At 69.6% G+C, this 19,504-nt stretch carries 13 protein-coding genes; 10 read left to right on the top strand and 3 right to left on the bottom strand.

The window, feature by feature from the left end:
- Positions 1-169: 169 nt before the first annotated feature.
- From J7E87_RS32820 to J7E87_RS32810, 3 genes are read left to right on the top strand one after another with little or no spacing between them, the layout of a single operon-like run.
- Positions 170-1,936, top strand: a complete 1,767-nt coding sequence (locus J7E87_RS32820) for an asparagine synthetase B (protein ID WP_215098275.1) — start codon at positions 170-172, stop codon at positions 1,934-1,936.
- Between the two features lie 28 nt (positions 1,937-1,964).
- Complete coding sequence (locus J7E87_RS32815) at positions 1,965-2,402, top strand: NUDIX domain-containing protein (RefSeq protein WP_215098274.1); 438 nt, start codon at positions 1,965-1,967, stop codon at positions 2,400-2,402.
- A 56-nt stretch (positions 2,403-2,458) separates the two neighbouring features.
- On the top strand, positions 2,459-3,778 hold the full coding sequence (locus J7E87_RS32810) for a UDP-glucose/GDP-mannose dehydrogenase family protein (RefSeq protein ID WP_215098273.1): 1,320 nt from the start codon (positions 2,459-2,461) through the stop codon (positions 3,776-3,778).
- A 216-nt stretch (positions 3,779-3,994) separates the two neighbouring features.
- On the opposite strand, the gene J7E87_RS32805 is transcribed toward J7E87_RS32810, so the two are convergent.
- Positions 3,995-5,326, bottom strand: a complete 1,332-nt coding sequence (locus J7E87_RS32805) for a cytochrome P450 (protein ID WP_215098272.1) — start codon at positions 5,324-5,326, stop codon at positions 3,995-3,997.
- Between the two features lie 505 nt (positions 5,327-5,831).
- Positions 5,832-6,766, bottom strand: a protein-coding gene (locus tag J7E87_RS32800) for an IS5 family transposase (protein ID WP_374195253.1) whose coding sequence is annotated in 2 segments (ribosomal slippage) — positions 5,832-6,386 and positions 6,389-6,766 — 933 coding nt in all. Because the reading frame shifts where the segments join, the coding sequence is not laid out codon by codon here.
- Between J7E87_RS32800 and J7E87_RS32795 the strand changes: the two genes are divergently transcribed.
- Both J7E87_RS32795 and J7E87_RS32790 read left to right on the top strand, forming a co-directional pair.
- A complete protein-coding gene (locus J7E87_RS32795; protein ID WP_251018353.1) occupies positions 6,647-7,303 on the top strand; it encodes an NUDIX hydrolase in 657 nt (218 codons plus the stop codon). The two genes, J7E87_RS32800 and J7E87_RS32795, sit on opposite strands and share 120 nt — an antisense overlap.
- Before the next feature lie 173 nt (positions 7,304-7,476).
- On the top strand, positions 7,477-8,244 hold the full coding sequence (locus J7E87_RS32790; protein WP_215098271.1) for a trans-aconitate 2-methyltransferase: 768 nt from the start codon (positions 7,477-7,479) through the stop codon (positions 8,242-8,244).
- Positions 8,245-9,293: 1,049 nt separating this feature from the next.
- Here J7E87_RS32790 and J7E87_RS32785 read toward each other — a convergent pair.
- Complete coding sequence (locus J7E87_RS32785; protein ID WP_215098270.1) at positions 9,294-9,698, bottom strand: RidA family protein; 405 nt, start codon at positions 9,696-9,698, stop codon at positions 9,294-9,296.
- A 470-nt stretch (positions 9,699-10,168) separates the two neighbouring features.
- On the opposite strand from J7E87_RS32785, the gene J7E87_RS32780 reads away from it, so the two are divergent.
- From J7E87_RS32780 to J7E87_RS32760, 5 genes are all read left to right on the top strand, one after another.
- Positions 10,169-12,472 carry a fibronectin type III domain-containing protein gene (locus J7E87_RS32780; protein ID WP_215098269.1) on the top strand — a complete coding sequence of 768 codons (2,304 nt, stop codon included), beginning with the start codon at positions 10,169-10,171 and terminating at the stop codon, positions 12,470-12,472.
- A gap of 84 nt (positions 12,473-12,556) precedes the next feature.
- On the top strand, positions 12,557-13,279 hold the full coding sequence (locus J7E87_RS32775) for a hypothetical protein (protein ID WP_215098268.1): 723 nt from the start codon (positions 12,557-12,559) through the stop codon (positions 13,277-13,279).
- Positions 13,280-13,412: 133 nt separating this feature from the next.
- Positions 13,413-14,030, top strand: a complete 618-nt coding sequence (locus tag J7E87_RS32770; protein WP_215098267.1) for a TOPRIM nucleotidyl transferase/hydrolase domain-containing protein — start codon at positions 13,413-13,415, stop codon at positions 14,028-14,030.
- A gap of 130 nt (positions 14,031-14,160) precedes the next feature.
- On the top strand, positions 14,161-14,883 hold the full coding sequence (locus J7E87_RS32765) for a VOC family protein (RefSeq protein WP_215098266.1): 723 nt from the start codon (positions 14,161-14,163) through the stop codon (positions 14,881-14,883).
- A 1,303-nt stretch (positions 14,884-16,186) separates the two neighbouring features.
- A partial coding sequence (locus J7E87_RS32760; protein WP_215098265.1) for a SpoIIE family protein phosphatase occupies positions 16,187-19,504 on the top strand: 3,318 nt, incomplete at its 3' end.

Raw genomic sequence — 19,504 nt, 5'->3', positions numbered from 1 at the left:
GGGGCCGCAGTGAACCGCGCACGCGAGTTGTGAGCCCCACTGCGAGCCCTCCCCGGTCTTCTTGCTGACCGCTGTGATGAAGGCCCAGGCCGCCGCCGGAACTGGACCAGGCTCCTTCCGGCGGTGGCCGCCGACAGGGCACCAACGCTCACTCTCGGGGGTGAACCAGATGCGCGGAATCGCAGGACTGGCCGGACCGGACGCTCAGTGGCACCAGACGACGGTGAAGGCTATGGGCATCGCCCAGCACTACCGCGGCCCGGACGGCACCATGCACGCCGCCGGCTCGGATGGGCGGGCGGTGCTGTCCATGAACACGCTGCTGATCGTGGACCCGCTCGCCCACCCCGGCCCCTACCTGGCCCGCACCTCCGGGGTGTTGCTGGCCTTCAACGGCGAGATCTACAACTACCGGCAGCAGGCCGCCGCCTGGGGCATCGAGCTCGCCGAGAAGGAGACCGACGCCCACCTGGTCCTCGAGGCATGGACGAAACTTGGACCGTCCTGCATGGACGGGCTGGACGGCATGTTCGCCCTCGCGGTCTACGACCCGCGCATCGGCAAGCTGTTCCTGGCCCGGGACCGGCTGGGGGAGAAGCCGCTCTACTGGCGCCTGGACGGTGGCCGGCTCGCGTTCGCCTCCGAGGTCACCACCTTGACCGGATACGGCTCGGCGCCGCTGATCGTCCGCCCGGAGATGCTGGCGATCGAGACCCCCGTCGGAGTCGACACTCCGTTCCAGGGCATCCAGCTGCTGGCCCCGGCGACGTTACTGACCTTCGACGTCGTGACCGGCTCGCTCGACCAGCACACCTGGTGGCGGCTGGAGAACCGGCTGCCGTTCGCGGGCGACTACCGCCAGGCCCTGGCTGCATTCTCGGTCGTGCTGGCCGACCAGGTTCCGCTACGGGCCCCTGGCTGCGACTTCGCGCTGCTGCTGTCCGGCGGCCTGGACTCTGGACTGCTGGCTTACCTGATGCGGCCGCCGGTCTGCGTCACCGTCTCCTACCCGGGCCAGGACCGCCTGGACGAGTCGGACGCCGCCGCGAGGATCGCCCGGGACATCGGGGCCGAGCTGGTGGTGGTCGAGCCGGACCACATCGACTTCACCAAGATCCTGCCGCACATGATGTCCGCGCTGGACTACCCGATGGGCGACGCGTCCATGTTCTTCGAGCACATGGCTTACCGGAAGGTCTCCGACCTCGGCCTGAAGGTGGTGGTCGGCGGGCTCGGCCCGGACGAGTTCCTGATGGGCTACATCCGCCATGCCCTGGTCCTGTTCGGCCCAGACGCCGTCCTAAAGGCGGGCCTGGACGCCTACCAGCCACTGGCCGCCAAGCTCCTGCACGCTGCAGGCCAGGAGCTGGAGCCGGTCGAGGCGGTCACCCGGCTCATCCTGCGCGGCCCCGACCCCGAGAACCGCATCCGGGACCGGGTCGCCGACGCGATGGAACGGGCCGGCGGCGACCTGGCCAGGGGGCTGACCCTGGCCGATCTGGCGACGGCCTGGCGGCCACTGGTGATGACGAGCGACAAGCTCGCCTCCGCCTACGCGTTAGAGCGCCGGTCCCCTTACCTGGCCCGCGATCTGATCGAGCTGTCCTACCGGCTCCCGGCCGACCACAAGATCGCAGATCCGGCGGCGGGCAAGCGGATCCTGCGGGACGCCGCGAAGGCCCTCGGCCTGCCCCGTGAGCTCTGGGGGAGCCGGGACAAGCTCGGCTTCGCCTCTCCGGTCCCCACCTGGCTGAACGGCCCCCTCGCGGGCTGGGCGGACGCCCAGATCCACACCGCGCTCGCCGAGGCCCCGTCCTCGCTGCAGCCGCTGCTGATGGGCGGCCTCAAGCCCGGCGGCCGGTTCGACCGCACCAGGATGCAGGCCCTGCTGGCAGCCGCCTGGTTTTCAGACCAGACGGTGAGGGCTGCCGCATGATCCCCAACTCCCTTACTACGGTGACGGGATGCACTCTGACCCCACCCGCCCCAAGGGCCCGGCCACCGCCCGCGGCGCGGTCGCCATCATCACGAACCGGCGCGGCGACCTCCTGATGCACCTGCGGGACGACCTGCCCAACATCGCCTGGCCCGCCCACTGGAGCCTGCTCGGGGGCGGCACCGACGACGGCGAGAGCCCCGCAGAGACGATCGTCCGCGAGCTCGACGAGGAAGCCGGACTCGCCCCCAGGAATCTCACCGAACTCTTCGAGATCCGCGACGAACACGGCTCCGGCCAGCTGATCAGCTTCTTCGCCGCCGACTGGGACGGCGACGAGACCACGCTGCCGCTGGCCGAGGGCGTCAAGCTCAAGTTCTTCGCCCCCGAACACCTCGACATCCTCACGATCCCGCCGTTCATCCGGGACGGGATCAACCACTACCTGGCCGCCCAGCCCGCCTGAACCCGTCCCCGGGAAGGGGGCGGCCGGGCGGCGGCCCCATCTGGAAGGACACGCTCGTGAAGCTCACCGTCGTCGGCTGCGGCTACCTCGGCGCCACCCACGCGGCCTGCATGGCCGAACTCGGCCACGAAGTCCTCGGCATGGACTGCGACATGGGCAAGGTCGCCGTCCTCAACTCCGGCAAAGCGCCGTTCTTCGAACGCGACCTGGACGACCTGCTGGCCAAACACACCGCCTCGGGCCGCCTGAAGTTCACCGCCTCCTACGCCGAAGCCGCCCACTTCGCCGACCTGCACTTCATCGGGGTCGGCACCCCGCAAACGCCCGGCAAGGACACCTACGACCTCACCCACCTCTATTCCGCGGTCCGACAGCTCGCCCCGCGTCTGACCGGTCCGGCCGTGATCGCGGTCAAGTCGACCGTCCCGGTCGGCACCGCACCCCGCGTCGCCGAGATCCTGCGGGACCACGCCCCAGCCGGCGACCAGGTCGAGGTCGCCTGGAACCCCGAGTTCCTGCGCGAATCGTTCGCCATCGAAGACACCCTCCACCCCGACCGGCTTGTCCTCGGCTTCCAGGAAGAGCAGACCTGGGCCGAGGCCATGCTCCGGCAATGCTTCGCGAAGATCATCGAATCCGGGACCCCGACGATCGTCACCGACTGGGCCACCGCTGAACTCGCCAAGGGCGCCGCGAACTCCTTCCTCGCCACCAAGATCTCCTTCATCAACGCGATGGCCGAGATCTGCGAGAAGTCCGACGCCGACGTCCACCAGCTCGCCGAGATCCTCGGCCACGACCTCCGCATCGGCCGGCGCGGGATGCGGCCCGGCCTCGGCTTCGGCGGCGGCTGCCTGCCCAAGGACGTCCGCGGCTTCATCGCCCAGGCCGCCGTGCTCGGCGCCGAAGCGGCCACCGGCATCCTCCGCGAAGCCGACGCGGTCAACACCCGCCGCCGCGAGGCCATCATCGACCTCGCCCGCGAACAGCTCGACGGCAATCTCATGGGCAAGCGGATCACCGTCTGGGGCGCCGCCTTCAAACCGAACACCGACGATATCCGCGACTCACCCGCCCTCGCCGCCGCCCAGAAACTCCACGAACTCGGCGCCCAGGTCACCGTCACCGACCCCAAGGCCCTCGACAACGCCCGCAAGCTCCACCCCGAACTCGACTACATCGACGACCCGATCGCCGCCGTCCAGGACGCCGACCTGCTGCTGCACCTGACCGAGTGGGCAGAGTTCGGTCACATCGACCCGCATCGTCTCGTCCACCGCCCCACTCAGCCGATGGTCATCGACGGCCGCGGCACCCTCAGCCCCGACACCTGGCGCGAGGCCGGATGGACCTATCGAGCCCTCGGCCGTCCTTGATCCCGAGGCAAAGAACGACGCACCACCACAGACGGCCAGCACCCGGGGAGGAGCTGGCCGTCTGCGGTTGATGCGGAGCTGTCCCCTTCTACTGAGCGTCACCATGGCGGCAGGAGAAGAAGGAAGCCAGGAAGGCTGCCGCAACACGCACAGACTTGACAGGGAAGCCATGTGCCCGTTCTCCGGCGTCTGCGCCTCCCGCGACCGCCGCGCACTTCAGGTGCGTGGCGGTTCCAAGGTCGCGGGGGTGGGGCCGTCGGGGCGGACGATGATGCCGTACGCCGCCTTCGTGGGGGTGGAGGAGAAGGCCAGGGTGTGGACTGGCAGCAGGTGTTCGAGCAGGACCGTCGATTCGCGGAGCGCGAATTGCAGACCGAGGCAGGCGCGGGGACCGATGCCGAAGGGGAAGAAGGCGCCCGGGTGGGCAGGTCGGCCGTCCGGGGTGATGAAGCGCCGAGGGTCGAAGTGCTCTGGGTCCGGCCACAGCTCAGGATCGCGGTGCGTGAGGTACGGGCAGATCAGGATGTCGGTGCCCGCCTCGACGGTGTAGCCGGCGAGGGTGTCGTCCTCGGTGGCGTGGCGGGGCAGGATCCAGGCGGACGGGTAGAGCCGGAGCGTCTCATGGACGAGAGCCTGGATGGCCTGGCGGCGTTGCGTCGAACCTTCGTCGCCGGCGGCGAGAGCTTGTTCGCGGGCGGCGGGGTACCGGTCGAGGAGCAAGTAGAGCCAGGTCAGGGTGATGGCGGTGGTCTCGTGCCCAGCCACGAGCAACGTGACCAGCTCGTCGCGGATCAGCCGGTCGGTGTACTCGGGGCGCTCGTTGGCGGCGTCGATCAGGACGTGCAGCAGGCCCGGGCCGTCGGGGCCGACCGCCCCGCCGCGGGCGGCCTCGATGGCATGCCGGGCGACCGCATCGATCCGGGCGAGATCGGCGGCAACGGCGTCCTGGGCGTCGGTGACATCAGCGGGCAGCGTCGGAAGGGCGGCCGCCACGGCTGCCACGGCGGCCAGTTCGCGCTCGGTCCCGTCATCGAGGGGGTGCCCGGTAAGAGAGCGCCAGATGGCGTCCAGGGCGAAGCGGCGCATCTCCCGCCCGACATCGAGGGTTTGCCCGGTACGGGCGTACCCGCCCCAGCGCCCGGCTGTGGTCCGGGCAGCCTCAGTGATCCGCTGTTCGTAGCGGCGCATCCCGGTACCGGTGAACTGGGACTGCAACAAGCGGCGTTGGCGCTTCCACGCCGCACCTGTGGCGGCGAGGACTCCGTCGCCGATCAGTAGACGGGCGCGGTGGGACCGCTTGACGTACCGCTCCGGGTGCCGGGCGAGTACGTGCTGGACCGCCTGGGGGTCGGTGACGAGAACGGTGGAGGCTGGCCCGAGGCGGAACGCGGCGATACTGCCGAACCGCTCGCGCACCTGGGACAGCAGCTCGACCAGTTCACCTCCCCCCGAACGCCACCGCTGCACGAGTCCAAGCTCGGCTTCGGGGACCGGCCGCCCCGTTCCGGGAACGTGCGAAAGGGAGCCGAGACTGGCTTCGGGGTCCATGATTCTTCTCCTGGTCAACCGCTGTGCTTGGCCGCAACGGAGCACTGGCACCACGGACTGTACGGGAGCAGTCACGGTGGCAGCCCGCCTCGGCATAGCCACTTTCCGGGCATGCCCCGGTCCTGCAGCCCTTCCGCCGGGCAACTGACCCGGGGGCAGCCGACCGGACTGTGCCCCGCCCCGGGCGGCGGGGCAGTGGCACCCCCGCCGCAGCTGTCGGCAGTGACGTCCTCGCCTCTTATCTGGACCAGGGACATGTCCAGCAGGGAGAGCGTGTTGCTGCTCTGCAGCGCACGGTAGTGCGCCCGCCGGGCGCGGTCTCGCGTCGCTCGAACGATGTGCCGGTGGGGTGTTCAGGTTCGCGGGCGGGGTGTCCGGGTGATGACGCCGGGTGGGAAGTTTTCGGTGCCTACAACGTCGTGTGCTCCGCGGATGGTGACGGTGTTCAGGTCTGGCATACCGCTCAGCGGCGTGAGATCGACAAGACTAGGACTTGTCCGGGCGATCACGTTCGGAGCCAGATGACGAGGGCTGCTGCCGTGGCGGTGCCCAGGTAGACGTAACCACGCTTGTCGTAGCGAGTGGCCACGGCCCTGGACTGCTTCAGCCGGTTGATCGCCCGCTCGACGGTGTTGCGTTTCTTGTACCGCTCTTCGTCGAAGCCCGGCGGCCGCCCGCCGCGTGAGCCTTTGCGCAGGCGGGCGGCTTGGCTGTCGGTTTTCTCCGGGATCGTGTGCCCGATGCCCCGGCGCCGCAGGTACTCGCGGCACGGCCCATTGCTGTAGGCCTTGTCGGCCGCGACGCTGTCCGGCCTTTTCCGCGGCCGGCCCGGCCCAATTTTCGGAACCCGGATCTTCTCCAGCACCGGCTTGAACTGCGTGCAGTCAGCCCGCTGACCTGGTGTGACGACCAGGGGCAGCGGTCGGCAGCGGCCGTCCGCGCTCAGGTGGAGCTTGCTGGTGAACCCGCCGCGCGAGCGGCCCAGGCCCTCACCTCCCGCACCACCTCCACCAGGCGGGCATGCAGGCTCTGCCACGGGGTTTCGTCCTGATGTTCCTTCGGTTCGGCCCCCTTTGAGCTGGCGGGGGCCGGTGGCGGGTCGGTGCGCGCGCCGGCCGTGTGCTGATGCGCCCGCACGATGGTGGAGTCCACTGAGATGTCCCAATCGATCTCACCCGCGGCGTCGGCTGCGGCCTGGACTTGCTGCAGCAGACGCTCCCACGTGCCGTCGGCCGACCACAGTCGGTGGCGTTCGTAGACCGTCTTCCATGGCCCGAACCGTTCGGGAAGGTCACGCCACTGCACGCCGGTCCGCACCCGATGCAGAATCCCGTCGATCACCTGCCGGTGATCCCGACACCTGCCACAACGCCTGTTGGTCGCCGGCAGGAACGGCCGCAACCGCTCCCACTCCGCATCCGTCAGATCGCCCCGCCCCATGACCACCACAACGAAACCGGCAAGCCGGGGAAACGCCGGGCCTACGCTATCGGTCATGCCCACTCACACTCGTCGTTCACCGTCGACGACGACGTCGAAGTGCCCGATCCCGCGTCGGGCGAAGTCTGGACCGTCGGCGCCGTCATCCTGAACCGGGATGGCGAAGCCTTCGCGCACAAGCGAAGCCCGGACCGACGCCTCTTTCCCGACACCTGGGACATCGTGGGCGGCCACGTCGAGGCTGGGGAAACGGTCCTGGAAGCTCTCGCACGTGAGGTCGAGGAGGAGACCGGCTGGCGCCTGACCGACGTGCGACGGTTCCTTGGCACCACGACCTGGACGGGCGACGACGGCGGTGGACTCCGTCACGAGGCCGACTATCTCGTCGAGGTCGACGGCGACTTGGACAACCCCACGCTGGAATGGTCCAAGCACTCCCGCCTACGACTGGTTCAGCTCCGACAACCTCGCCCGCCTCAAAGAGAACCGCAGGCCCGGGGAGTTCTTGATCCACGACCTCATCGCACGAGCCATTGAAGATCGCACGGACAAGTCCTAGCTCAGCCAGGTGTTTGCGCGAGCACCCGACGACCATCCGCTTGCCGTCGCTCTCCAGACTTTGACGTATGGAGTCTTCTGCCCACGCTCGGGCGGCTAGGTCGCGCGAAAGACCAAGCACTCATGGCGCAGCTCGTGTCAGGATGCTCGGCATGTCTGGTCGCGCGCTGAGCTTCGGAGTGATGGCGGAAGCATACGAACGGTTCCGGCCGGGGTATCCCGTGGAGCTTTGCGACATGGTGATGGCGTACGCGGGCCGTCCGGTTCGGACTGCTCTCGAGATTGGCGCTGGGACCGGCAAGGCAACCCGCCTGTTCGCTCAACGGGGGGTCACGGTCACCGCGACCGAGCCTGACGGGGCCATGCTCGCCGAGCTGCGCAAGCACGTGCCGGTAAACGTCAGTACGGTGCAGGCCGCGTTCGAGGAGTTGCGACGGGACGAGAGGTACGGGCTGGTCTATGCAGCAGCCGCGCTGCATTGGACGAACCCGGAGAGCCGGTGGTCACGCATGGCCGCGCTGGTGGAGCCGGGTGGTGTGTTCGCCTCGTTCGGCGGGCCGGTCCAGCTGACCGACCCGACTGTGGAGGAAGCTGTTCGCGCGGCACGCGCACCGTTCTTGGAGAGCGACGAGATTCCGTCCCCCGACGGGACACCTCCGGGGTATGACCTGCAGTGGCCGGGCACGGAGCTGCAACGGTCCGAGTGGTTCACCGGTGTTCAACAGTCCGTGATCGCACGGCGCTTGACGATGAGTGCTCGCGACTACGTCGGCCACCTCTCGACCATCTCGGCCTATCTCGTACTGCCGGCCTTGGAGCAGGAGCAGGTGTTCAGCCAGATCATGCAGGTTCTGCCTGAGACGGTCGAGATAGGCGCCGACATTACCGTCCATCTCGCGCGTCGACGCTACGAGCAGTAATACCTGGACAGGCACATGCCCGTCTCTACTAACGGGCATCCGGACATACCGCAGACAAGGTGAAGCCTTCCCTCGCCGCCGTCCTCTGGCTCGCTCTCCGTCACCCTCCCTGTCTATCGCCTGACGCCAGACACGGCGTCTCAACGCTCCGAGATAAGAAACAGGTACTGACAGTTCGGACACCGCCTGGCCTTTGCGGATCACGATCGTGTCTGCGCCCGCCGGGCCGGCTCACTGGGAGCAGCAGCTGCAATTGCTGCGCGATGTCGCGGGCTATGACCCCGCCTAGAGTATGTGGACCACCTCCTAGGCACCCTCGACGCCCGGGTCCTGCGCACCCCTGAAATGCCTGTACGAGGCCGCCCGGAGCTTCGGTACCCGCGTGTATCTCGAGCCCGTGGCGGTCCCCGCCTCCTGGACGGGACCGTTGTTCAGCGGTCCGGAACTCGCCGCGCTGGCGGCATCCAGGCCGATGCCGGGCGTCCGCTCGGCCAGCTGCCCTTCGGGTAGAGCTGCTCAGCCGGCGCGGGCCCGCATCGCAGTACGCGGTCGTGACAGGGAGCGGGCGATTCCGGACCGGTGTGGCACAACTGCCGTCCATCCGAGCCCAGTTGCTGTGTGATGTATCCACTTCCCTGTCGTGGCCTGGCCGTCGCGTGAATCCGGCGAGGCCTTTCGCCTGTTCAGCGGCTCAGCGCCAGCCTCCGCACGGCGCGGATGATCACCTGTTTGAGGCCTCACATGAGCGCTGTGTAATTTCCGTCGGATGCCCGCACCCGCATGACCCAGTTCCTCGCTGGTCTCACCACCGCCAAAAACGCCACCGCTGATGGCAACGTCGTCGAAGTGACGGGAGACTTTCACGCTCCGTTCCGTGGGAGCCCGGGGGTGCGGATTCCCCCGGGCCACCCGACCCTCACCCGCTGCTCGGCCGCGTATGTCCTTCCAGGAGTCAACCGTCTCACCTTCGTCGGCAACATCGTCGAGACCGGCACTGAGCCCCTACCGCCTTGCCTTCACCAGCCCGAGCCCAGCGCAGACGCAGCCTCTCAGCTCAGTTCCTGACCAATCACCGCGTCGATTTCCACTTCGACGAGCCAAGCAGGTTCGATGAAGCGGGAAACCTCTACGAATGTGCATGCAGGCCGGACAGAGGCAAACCGCTCGCCGTGCGCCCGTGCGGCCTCCTTCCACTGCGTCACGTCAGTCAGCATGATGCGTGTCCGTACAACATCCTCGATTGACGCCCCTGCCTCCTGCAATGCCTGCTCAGAGATGTCCAGGCACCGTGCTGTCTGGGCATAGACATCGCCAGGTCCGACGGTGGAGCCGTCATCCCCGATAGGAGCCGTTCCTGCAACGGCGACGTACTTACCTGCCCGCACCGCTCGAGAGAAGCCGATCTGCGGCTCCAGCGGCGACCCTGAGCTGACGACCTGACGCACATTTTCCATCTCGTCATGGTGTCAGAACTGCAACTGGCAACGAGTTACGCCCGTGAGGAAGGTCGCATCTGGGAGCGTCAATTTAACGGCTGATCTCGGTTGTTGAGGTTCTAGCGGGTGGCCGGGGTGAGCCGGCCTTCGAAGGCGATCTGGAAGGCGTTCAGCGGTGCCTTCCAACGCATGGTCCAGCGTTTACGGCCCTTCTCTGTCGGGTCCAGGCTCGCACGACCACAACCGCGCTCACCGCCGCCTGTGACACCGCCCCCTCGCGCCGGTCGGCACCCGGCAGACCGACTCGCCATGTCCACAACCGGGTTGGCCAGTGCTGATGCGGCATCCAGCCACTGCGAGATGGTCGAGGCCATGACAAACGGCGACGGTCCCGTCTACCATCGCGGCACGCAATGGCATTTATGTGACTTGGGGGGCCGATGCGGAGCAGTTACTTCCGAAATAGCTTACGAACGACGGCAGTTGTCGTGTCGTTGGCGCTCCCGGTGGCGCTGCTGAGCCTGCCGGCGCCCGAGGCAGCGGCGGCTGAACCGGTCAGGCTCGTCCCTGCCGCATGCGCGGGCATGACCCCGCCGCAGGAGGAGGACCACTCCGCCATCCGGGTCGACGCACCGGAACACGGCGCCGAGGTCGCGGTCGACGAGGAGGGAAAGATCGACGTCGGCGGCGTCCTGCACAAGCACGCGACGATGGTCGACGTGTCGGTCGGCAAGCTGGTGACGACCGACTTCACCCTCGGCCCGCCACCGGACGGGGTCTCGGGCTGGGCCTCGTCATGGGAGACGCGCCTGCGGCCGCCGGAACTGGGCGAGAACCTGGTGTGCACCCGCGCCGAGCGCGAGCCCAAGCGGCACGCGAGAATCCTGCGTTCCATTACCGTCGTCGACAACATTCCGCCGAGCAACGTCGCCGGTCTGACGGTCGGCGACATCACGGCGTACTCGGCCAAGGTGACCTGGGCCGCGGCCACCGACAACTACGGCCTCGCCGGCTACGAGATCAGGGTCGACGGCGGCGCCCCGCACCGTACGAACAGCGGCACCCGCTCGTACACCATCACGGGGCTGACGCCGGAGACCGAGCACACCGTGTCCGTGGTCGCCGTCGACCTGGCCGGCAACAAGTCGCCGACGCCCGCCACGGCGACCTTCCGCACCGCGCAGAAGCCGCCGGAGCCCGTCGGGTTGGAGTTCGACCCGGGGGAGGGTGGCGCCCTTGCCACATGGCACCCCGATCCCGCCTACGACGTCACCTACCGGGCCTTCCTCGACGGTTCTCTGTACGAGGAGTTCTCGCTGAAGCAGTACTGCGAGGACACGGTCGGCAACCCGGCGGACCCGTGCACCGCGGACAGCGTCGTCAAGTTCCCGATCGAGCCCCTCGAAGCGCTCACCTCACACACGTTCCGGGTCGACGCGGTCGGCGAGGACGGCACGAAGGTGCGGGACTTCGGGGGCGAGTTCATCACCTCGGCCGTCGAACCCGCGGTGCCCGAAGCGGTCACGCAGCAGGTGACCAGCGAGGGCTCACAGTGCGCCGCGCAGGGCGGCGACTTCTACATCGCGCCGAGCCTGCGCGCCGACGTCCCGGTGCCGGCAGGAGCCACGCAGGTGTTCGCGGGCTGCTACACCGCTGCTGACGCCACCTGCATCGAGGACAACCTTCCGCTGGACGAGGACAAGAAGCTCGACTGCGACGACGACGTCACCGACCTGCTCAAGGAGGTCTCCCCGCCCGGCAAGGGACCGGTGATCGACCCGCTGAGCGGCACCACCGGCCAAGTGGGAACGCAGTTCGTGCCAGGAGTCGCGGTCCAAACGGTCACTTGGTGCGCTCAGGGCGCCTGCGCACTACTGCTGGCGCCTCCGACGGTGGCGGTCGAGGCCGCAGTGGGTGCGGCCGCCACCTCCGCTGTCGCCACCTTCGTCGTCGTCACCATCGTGGGGATCGTCATCGGGATCGCACTCGGCGTGCTCTGGGCGATCCTCTTCCCCGGCGAGATAGCCATCGCAGGGCTCCTCGAATACCCGATCCACCACGACGACGACCTCACCACGTTCGACGACTGGCACCTGGACGACGGCGATTGGTACAACAGCCTGAAGGCGTACGCCCAGGTGATCACGACGACGAAGGAGATAACCGGCCGGGACAACCTGCCCTTCGCCTGGGACGACAGCGAGGACGCGAACCTCAAGCGCATCATCGACGCGGCGTGCACCGCCCAGCGGGGCACCCAGGGAATCGCGGCTTGCGACGACGACGTCGTCGTCTACGTTCCCGGTGGTACGAACTACCGGGGTGCGCCCATGCAGGAGACCGGGACCCATATCGTGGAGGCCATGGGCAACGGAAGCTACCCGCAGCCCCCGGCGCGGTCCAAGTGGTTCTACCCGGGGCGCAGCGAACGCGGCCAGGCCGCGACGGCCGCGGGTTACGACCGCAACTGGTACGACAACAACCCACGGTTCCAGCCGAACGTCTGCAATGGACGGGTCGCGAAGACCTGTGACGAGTTCCCGTTCTGGGCGACGGACCAGGCGGTCGACCTGTCGGGTCTGACCGCTTCCCTGAAGCCGGTGCCGAACTCGGAGTCGCTGCCTCAAGCCCATGACCTCTCCGCGTTCTACGGCAAGTGCCGGGTGAAGGACACGGACAAGTTCATCGTGCTGCCGATCAAGCCCTGGGTCGAGGCGAACGGGCCGAGTTTCGGATTCCGGATCAACCCGGGCGGGACCGACCTGTGCATGCAACCCAAGGCACTTCCGTGATGACGGCGATACCATCCGGAAGGAAAGTTCGTACGGAAGGCAGCTTCGTCATGAAGGCGAACTCGTCATGAAGGCAACTCCGTAGTGCTCGATGACATGCCGGCGCTGCGTGAGGCAGCGCAAGGCTACCGGGCGGCGGCGTCGGCTGCGGGCCTCACCTGGCCCGCGGCCGGCGCCCCGTCCGGCGTGCGGCCCCCGCCGGACCTCGTCCACCGGCTCTTCGACGTGGACCATGTCGCGGAGCAGGTGACCTGGCTCCAATCCCAGGGATGGCATGCGCGGCGGCTTCTGCCCAACGGCGGAGAGCTGCTCCCGTGGCCGACCGACGGGGAGACACTCGACACCCTGTCGCTCTCCGTCGGCGTGCCGTTCCCCTGGCGGCATCAGCTGCCGCTGTTCCACTTCGACATCATCGTCTACACGTTCGTGCTCGCCGGTGATCACGAGGGTGAGATCTGGCGCTATGAGATCGCCCCGGACGCCTGGGACGCGGTTCGAGCTGCCACCAGCCTGGCCGCCTTGTTCTCCACCTGGACGAAGGGGATCGAGGCCGGTGTGATCGGTTACAACGACTTCAACGGGTGGCTATCCGTCTCCGACGGCACCCGCAGCGGCCTCGACCTGCTCCACGAGAGAGCGCCGAGCCTTGATCCCTTGGCCTTCCCGGTGTCCGTGGCCCTTCACCCGCTGCTGCGGGCCCGACAGGCCGAGTGCGGGGTCAACGTGAGCTGCGTCGACCGGGGCTTCGAATGCATGGAGGAGCTGCTCGGCGAGATCGAGGCCGTCCGCACCTCCCTCGGTGTCTGAGCGGATCGGGCAACAGGGCGAGTTCAAGGTTGCTTGCCCGCTGACCGCCCACGCGGAAGCCTGCGTAGGGTTCGGTCAGGACACCGTCGAATAATCCCGTGCCGTGCCACCGGTGGACGTGCAGACTCGCCGCATGGCGGACATGAGGGCGTTCCAGGAGGCGGTCACCAGCTGGGCGACGGGCGGTCCCGAGGGGCCGGCGCGCGATCTGGCGGAAAGCCTGGAGGTGCGGACCGCGGTGCTCCTGGAAGGGCTGAGCGATCGCGCGGCCGTCGAGGCGCTGGCCGCCCGGCGCGGCCGGGACCTGGCCGCCGAGGGAGTGTGTGTCGTGCCGATGGGCGGGGCGATGAGTGTCGGCCGCTATGCCGGCCTCCTCGGGCCTCCCGGCCTCGGTCTGCGCCTGACAGGGCTGTGCGACGAGGGCGAACTGGGCTTCTACGAGCGCGGCCTGACGCGGGCACAGGCACCGCTCCAGGACATCTACGTATGCACCGCGGATCTGGAGGATGAACTCATCCGCGCGCTCGGCACGGCAGGAGTCGAGGAGATCCTCCGCGCCGAGGGCGACTTCCGCGCCTGGCAGACCTTCCAGCGCCAGCCCGCACAGCACGGCCGGCCCCGGCATCAGCAGGTGCGGCGCTTCCTCGGCACGAAGAAGGGCCGCAAGATCCGCTACGGCCGTCTCCTTGTCGAAGCCCTCGCACCGGACCGGACACCGCCACCGCTCGACGGTCTCCTCGCGAGCCTGTGAGGTCGTGGACGGACTGCCGTTTCGAGCGTGCTCGACAGCGAACGAGCGCGGGGCGTTAATCAGTTGACCGGGTGGCACCGGCTGGGCAGGCTCCAGCACGACCCGCCTGCCCCTACCGGGAGACCTACGGATGACTTCTCACCTGCACGCGCTCTGCTTCGGCGCGTACGACCCGCTCCGTCTCGCGCGCTTCTGGGCGGACTTTCTCTGCTGGGAGACATCCGAGGACTCCTGCGACGGCATCACGCTGCTGCCCAGCGATGACACCGGGTTCCGGCTCCGCTTCCTCCCGACCCAGGAGCGGAAGACAGGCCAGAACCACATGCACTTCGATCTGACGAGCACGTCCCTCGACGACCAGAAGCAGGTGGCGGAGAGGGCGCTCGAACTCGGTGCCCGGCACATCGACATCGGTCAACGCCCGGAGGAGGGGCATGTGGTGCTCGCCGACCCAGAGGGCAATGAGTTCTGTGTCATCGAGCCGGGCAACAGCTTCCTCGCCGAGTGCGGATTCATCGGAGCGCTGGCGGGCGATGGTTCGCAGGAGGCCGGGTACTTCTGGAGCCGAGCGCTGGGCTGGCCGTTGGTCTGGGACCGGGACCAGGAGACAGCGATCCGCTCACCGCACGGCGGTCCGAAGGTCACGTGGGGTGGTCCACCCCTGATGCCGAAGACGGGGAAGGAGCGGCTGCACTTCGACCTCGCTCCACCGACCGGCAGTGACCAGCAGGCGGAGGTCGACCGGCTCGTCTCCCTCGGGGCAACGCGCATCGACATCGGCCAAGGGGACGTCGACTGGGTGGTGATGGCCGACCCCGACGGTCACGAGTTCTGTGTGCTGACCCCCCGATAAGCCCCGGAGCGGGGTGGGTGCATGAAGGCAGGGCGTGTGCATCCCGAACCGCTGATGCGCGCGGCCGATGCCGTGGAGTTCGCTCGCCGACCGGCCGCGACGCGTGCGCCTCCAGGAGCGAAGCTTGCCGTTCCGTCCGAGGACCCGGCGCACCGGCCACTGTGGCGACCGTAAGCCGGGCTGCGGCACCTCGTCAGTCGAGTGGCTCGATGGTGGCGCGCGGCCCGTGCCCCGCCAGCGAAGAAGACCATGGCCACGGAACCCTGACCCCTATACCGTAGAGCGCGGGGGCCGTCGGGTGGAGGGCGTAGACCGGCGGTCATGACGCGTTGTCGGGACTCCAGTTGATCCTCACCACGCCGTTGCCGGCGTGTCCGCCGTTAGAGCCACCCACAGCGACGCCTGGGGGAGGATTTCCGTAGGACATCTGGCCGTGACCGCCGTTGTAGTAGGAGCTTGGCTGTAGGAGGCTCCAGCCCTGGCTGCCGCCGCCCCCTCCGCTGCCCGTGCCGCCCCCTCCGCCGCCGGCACCGTACCCCCGGTATCCGCGGCCGCCTCCGCTGTTGCCGCCTCCCGCGCCCCCGTTGCCGCCGCCAGCGCTTCCGCGCCCCTCCGACCAGCTGGGCCGCCTTCGCCGCCAGCTGTACCGCCGCCTCCGCCACCCCCGCTGGGCATGCCTTCGGACGGACACCCACCGTTGCCGCCCGCAGCACCGCCCGGTCCAGCGCCTCCGCCAGGGCCGTCGCCGCTCTCGCCACCGTTGCAATCCCAGCGGTCGCCGCCGACGCCGTAGCCGTCACCGCCCCCGCCATCACCACCGCGGAGGCCATCACCACCTTTTCCGGGATAGAGGCCAGAGCCGTCAGTACCAGGAGCTCCGCCGACGAGACGATTGCCATCCATGGAGGCGGAGTAAACCCTGACCGGCTCCGCCATGGCCGCCGCGGCTGTCTCCGTTGCCGCCCCCGCCGTGCCCGCCGCCGGCAGCAAGCCCAGGCACGACCTGCCCTTTGCGGCCCGCCACCTTCTTCCCGCCGTCCCGGCCGACACCGTCGGTGCCGACGGTGTCGGCCGCCCACAGGGACTGCGAGTCGACGATCGCCGCCGTCGGCGTGCGGCTGCAGGCGTACACTGCTGGTCAAATCGCCTCTTTAACTATTTTTACCTTTCAATTCTGGCAGGAGCGTAGCCAGAACCGTCGGATCCGGCGTCCGATCTGCCCGGAAGGTCCGCAACGAGTGGCCGTCGGCAGTCTTGGGAGGGCGCGGGCGGATCACATAGGCGCCAGGAGGAAGATTCCTCGATGACCCGGCCCGATGACCCGCGCACCGCGGCGGCCCGAATGTTCGCCGAGGCCGGCGCGTTCGGGGAGCTTCTGGCCGGGATCGACTGGGCGGCGACGCCGCTCGGGCCCCCCGAGTCCTGGCCGGGGCCCCTGGTGGACACCCTGCGCCTCATGCTCACCTCTGAGCACGGGATGGCTCTGTACTGGGGCGCCGAATTCACCACGCTGTACAACCTGGGCTCCACACCCATTGTCGGCGCCAAACACCCCTGGGCGCTCGGCAGGCCCTATAAGGATGTGTTCCCCGAGGTCTGGGTCCACCCCGTGAGCTCCCACTTCCACTATGTGACCGACACCCGCAAGCCCCTGCTGATCCCCGATGAGCCGCTCATCATGGAGCGCCACGGCTTTCCGGAACAGTGCTACTTCGACTCCGCCTTCCAGCCCGTGCTGCTGGACGACGGCACCGCCGGCGGCGTGCTGCAGATCATCACTGAGACCACCGGCCGGGTACTGGGCGAGCGCCGGCTGCGCCTGCTGAGCGAGACCGGCGCCCGCACCGCCGGGCTGCCCACCCCGGGCGAGGTCGCCCGCGTCGTCGCGGAGGTGCTGGGCTCCTATCCCGAGGAGATCCCGTTCCTGGGCCTGTACCTGGCCTCCGAGCCGGGGATGCTGCGGCCGGCAGCCTCCGCCGGGCTCCGGCCGGCGCCCGAGGCCGTCTCGCTGAGTGCGGCCGATGGGTCGGAGGTCGCGGCCCGGCTGGCGCAGGTGGTCGCCGACGGTGCCCCTGCCACGCTGTCGGCTGCCGCGCTCACCGGCGGCAACACGGCCGGGCAGCACGCCGCGGCCCCCCGGCTCCCAGTCGAGCAGGCGCTGGCCCTGCCGCTGCACTGCGCGGGCCAGGTGGAGGGCGTCCTGGTGGTGGGCGTCAACCCCTGCTTCCCGCCGGCCGGGGCCTACCGGGACTTTTTGGAGGTGCTCGCCGCCGCCGTGGCCGGGGCGCTGACGGCCGCGCTCGCCCACGACGAGCAGCGCCGGAGGGCGGAGGCGCTGGCCGAGCTGGACCGGGCCAAGACCACCTTCTTCGCCAACGTCAGCCACGAGTTCCGGACCCCGCTCACCCTGCTCCTGGGCCCGCTCCAGCAGGCCCTGGCCGACGAGGACCGGCCCGAGCGGCGCGAGCAGCTGGAGCTGGCCGAGCGCGGCGCCCTGCGCCTGCTGAAGCAGGTCAACACCCTCCTGGACGTCGCCAGGGCAGAGGCCGGGCAGATGCGCCCGGCCCTCGAGCCGGTCGACCTCGCCGGTGCCACGGCCGAGCTGGCCGGGGTGTTCCGCTCCGCCTTCGAGGCGGCCGGGCTGACGCTGGAGGTGGACTGCCCGCCGCTGCCCGAGCCGGTGTCCCTGGACCGGGAGATGTGGGAGAAGATCATCCTCAACCTGCTCAGCAACGCCCTGAAGTTCACCTTCACCGGCGGCGCCCGGGTGCAGGTGGCCGCGGCCGGCGACCGGGCCCGGCTGACCGTGACCGACACCGGCACCGGCATTCCCGCGGACGAGCTGCCGCGGCTGTTCGAGCGCTTCCACCGGGTCCGCGGCGCCCGCTCCCGCTCCCACGAGGGCAGCGGCCTTGGCCTGGTGCTGGTGAAGGACCTGGTGGAAGCGCACGGCGGCACCGTCGGCGTGGACAGCCGGCTCGGCCAGGGCACCACCGTCACCGTGGGCCTCCCCTTCGCCGCCGCCCACCGGCCCCGCCCGGACCCGGCCGGGCCGGCCGGCGCCGGATCCCCCGGGGAAACCCCCAGGGAAGGCGGAGGCGGCCGGCCCGGCCGCGCCGCGGCCTATGTGGACGAGGCGTTGGGCTGGCTGGCGGCCGACCCCGTCCCCGCCGCGGCCACCCCCGCGGCACGCACCCCGCACGCCCCCGCGACCCACGATGCCCCCCACGGCCCCGGCCCGCACGAAACCGACCGCCCCCACCGGGCCCGCCTGCTGGTCGTCGACGACAACGCCGACATGCGCGCCTACCTCACCCAGCTCCTGCAGCCCGACTACGACGTGCTGCTCGCCGCCGACGGCCGGGCCGCCCTGGAGATGGCCCTGGCGCAGCCGGTGGAGCTGGTGCTCAGCGACGTGATGATGCCCCGCATGGACGGCTTCGAGCTGGTCCGGGCGCTGCGCGCCGACCCGCGCACCGCCCGCCTGCCCATCGTCTTGCTCACCGCCCGCGCCGGCGAGGAGGAATCCGTGCAGGGCCGGCAGGCTGGCGCCGACGACTACCTGGCCAAACCCTTCTCCGCGCGCCAGCTGCTGGCGCGCGTCCGCACCGGGTTGGAACTGTCCCGGCTGCGCGAACAGGTCCTGACCGAGACCCGCAACCAGCTGGCTGTGCTGGCCTCCCTGGCCGACGCGGGCCTGCGGCTGTCCGCCACCCTCGACCCGGACCAGATACTGCAGACTGCCGGCCAGATCCTGCTGCCCGACTTCGCCGACCAGATCAGCATCCACCTCACCGCCGCGGCACCCGCCCCGGCGCAGTCGCCCCCGGCATACATCGCCGGCACCCCCCTTCTTGCCCGCGAGGCCCTGGCCACCGCCGCCACCCACGCGATCAACGGCACCGCCCCAGCCCCAGCCAGCCCGCACCCGGCGCCCGCCGCCGTGCTGGCCCTGCCGCTGCACGCCCACGACCAGACACTGGGGGCCCTGGTACTGGTCCGGCACACCGACTACTCCGCGGTCGAACACAAGTATCTGGAGAACCTCGCCCACCGCCTGGCCCTGGCCTACGACAACGCCACCCGGTACAACAACGAGCGCCGCCTCGCCCTGACCCTGCAGCGCGCCCTGCTGCCCCACCGCCTGCCCCAGGTGCCCGGGGTGCGCCTGGCCACCCACTACCGGGCCAGCAACCGCGGCGCCGAGGTCGGCGGCGACTGGTACGACGTGCTCGCACTGCCCGACGGTGCCGTGGGGCTGGCCATCGGCGACGTCATGGGCCACGACGTGGAAGCCGCCACCGTGATGGGCCAACTCCGCTCCGCCCTGCGCAGCCTCGGGATGGAGGGCGCCGGCCCGGCCCAGGTGCTGGCCAGGCTGGATGCCTACCTGCAGTCGCTCGCCACCGAACGCTTCGCCACCTGCCTGTACGCGGTCTACAACCCACACCGCCACCGCCTGCGCTACGCCGCCAGCGGGCACCTGCCGCCCCTGCTGGTAGCCGCCGACACCGCCTACCTGGAGCTGCCCCCGGCGCTGCCGCTGGGACTGGGCAGCACCCCAGTCGACCGCGAGGTGGCGTTCCCGCCCGGCACCAGCCTGCTGCTATACACCGACGGC

The sequence above is a fragment of the Streptomyces sp. ISL-1 genome, assembly GCF_018614585.1.
GTDB lineage: Bacteria > Actinomycetota > Actinomycetes > Streptomycetales > Streptomycetaceae > Streptomyces > Streptomyces maoxianensis.
Note: the sequence above shows the minus strand (reverse complement) of the source record. Positions and strands in the feature narration are given on the sequence as shown.

Coding starts and splice junctions, on each gene's coding strand:
- J7E87_RS32820 (WP_215098275.1), top strand. CDS start 170: ATGCGCGGAATCGCAGGACTGGCCGGACCGGACGCTCAGTGGCACCAG.
- J7E87_RS32815 (WP_215098274.1), top strand. CDS start 1,965: ATGCACTCTGACCCCACCCGCCCCAAGGGCCCGGCCACCGCCCGCGGC.
- J7E87_RS32805 (WP_215098272.1), bottom strand. CDS start 5,326: ATGGACCCCGAAGCCAGTCTCGGCTCCCTTTCGCACGTTCCCGGAACG.
- J7E87_RS32795 (WP_251018353.1), top strand. CDS start 6,647: ATGCAGAATCCCGTCGATCACCTGCCGGTGATCCCGACACCTGCCACA.
- J7E87_RS32790 (WP_215098271.1), top strand. CDS start 7,477: ATGTCTGGTCGCGCGCTGAGCTTCGGAGTGATGGCGGAAGCATACGAA.
- J7E87_RS32785 (WP_215098270.1), bottom strand. CDS start 9,698: ATGGAAAATGTGCGTCAGGTCGTCAGCTCAGGGTCGCCGCTGGAGCCG.
- J7E87_RS32770 (WP_215098267.1), top strand. CDS start 13,413: ATGGCGGACATGAGGGCGTTCCAGGAGGCGGTCACCAGCTGGGCGACG.
- J7E87_RS32765 (WP_215098266.1), top strand. CDS start 14,161: ATGACTTCTCACCTGCACGCGCTCTGCTTCGGCGCGTACGACCCGCTC.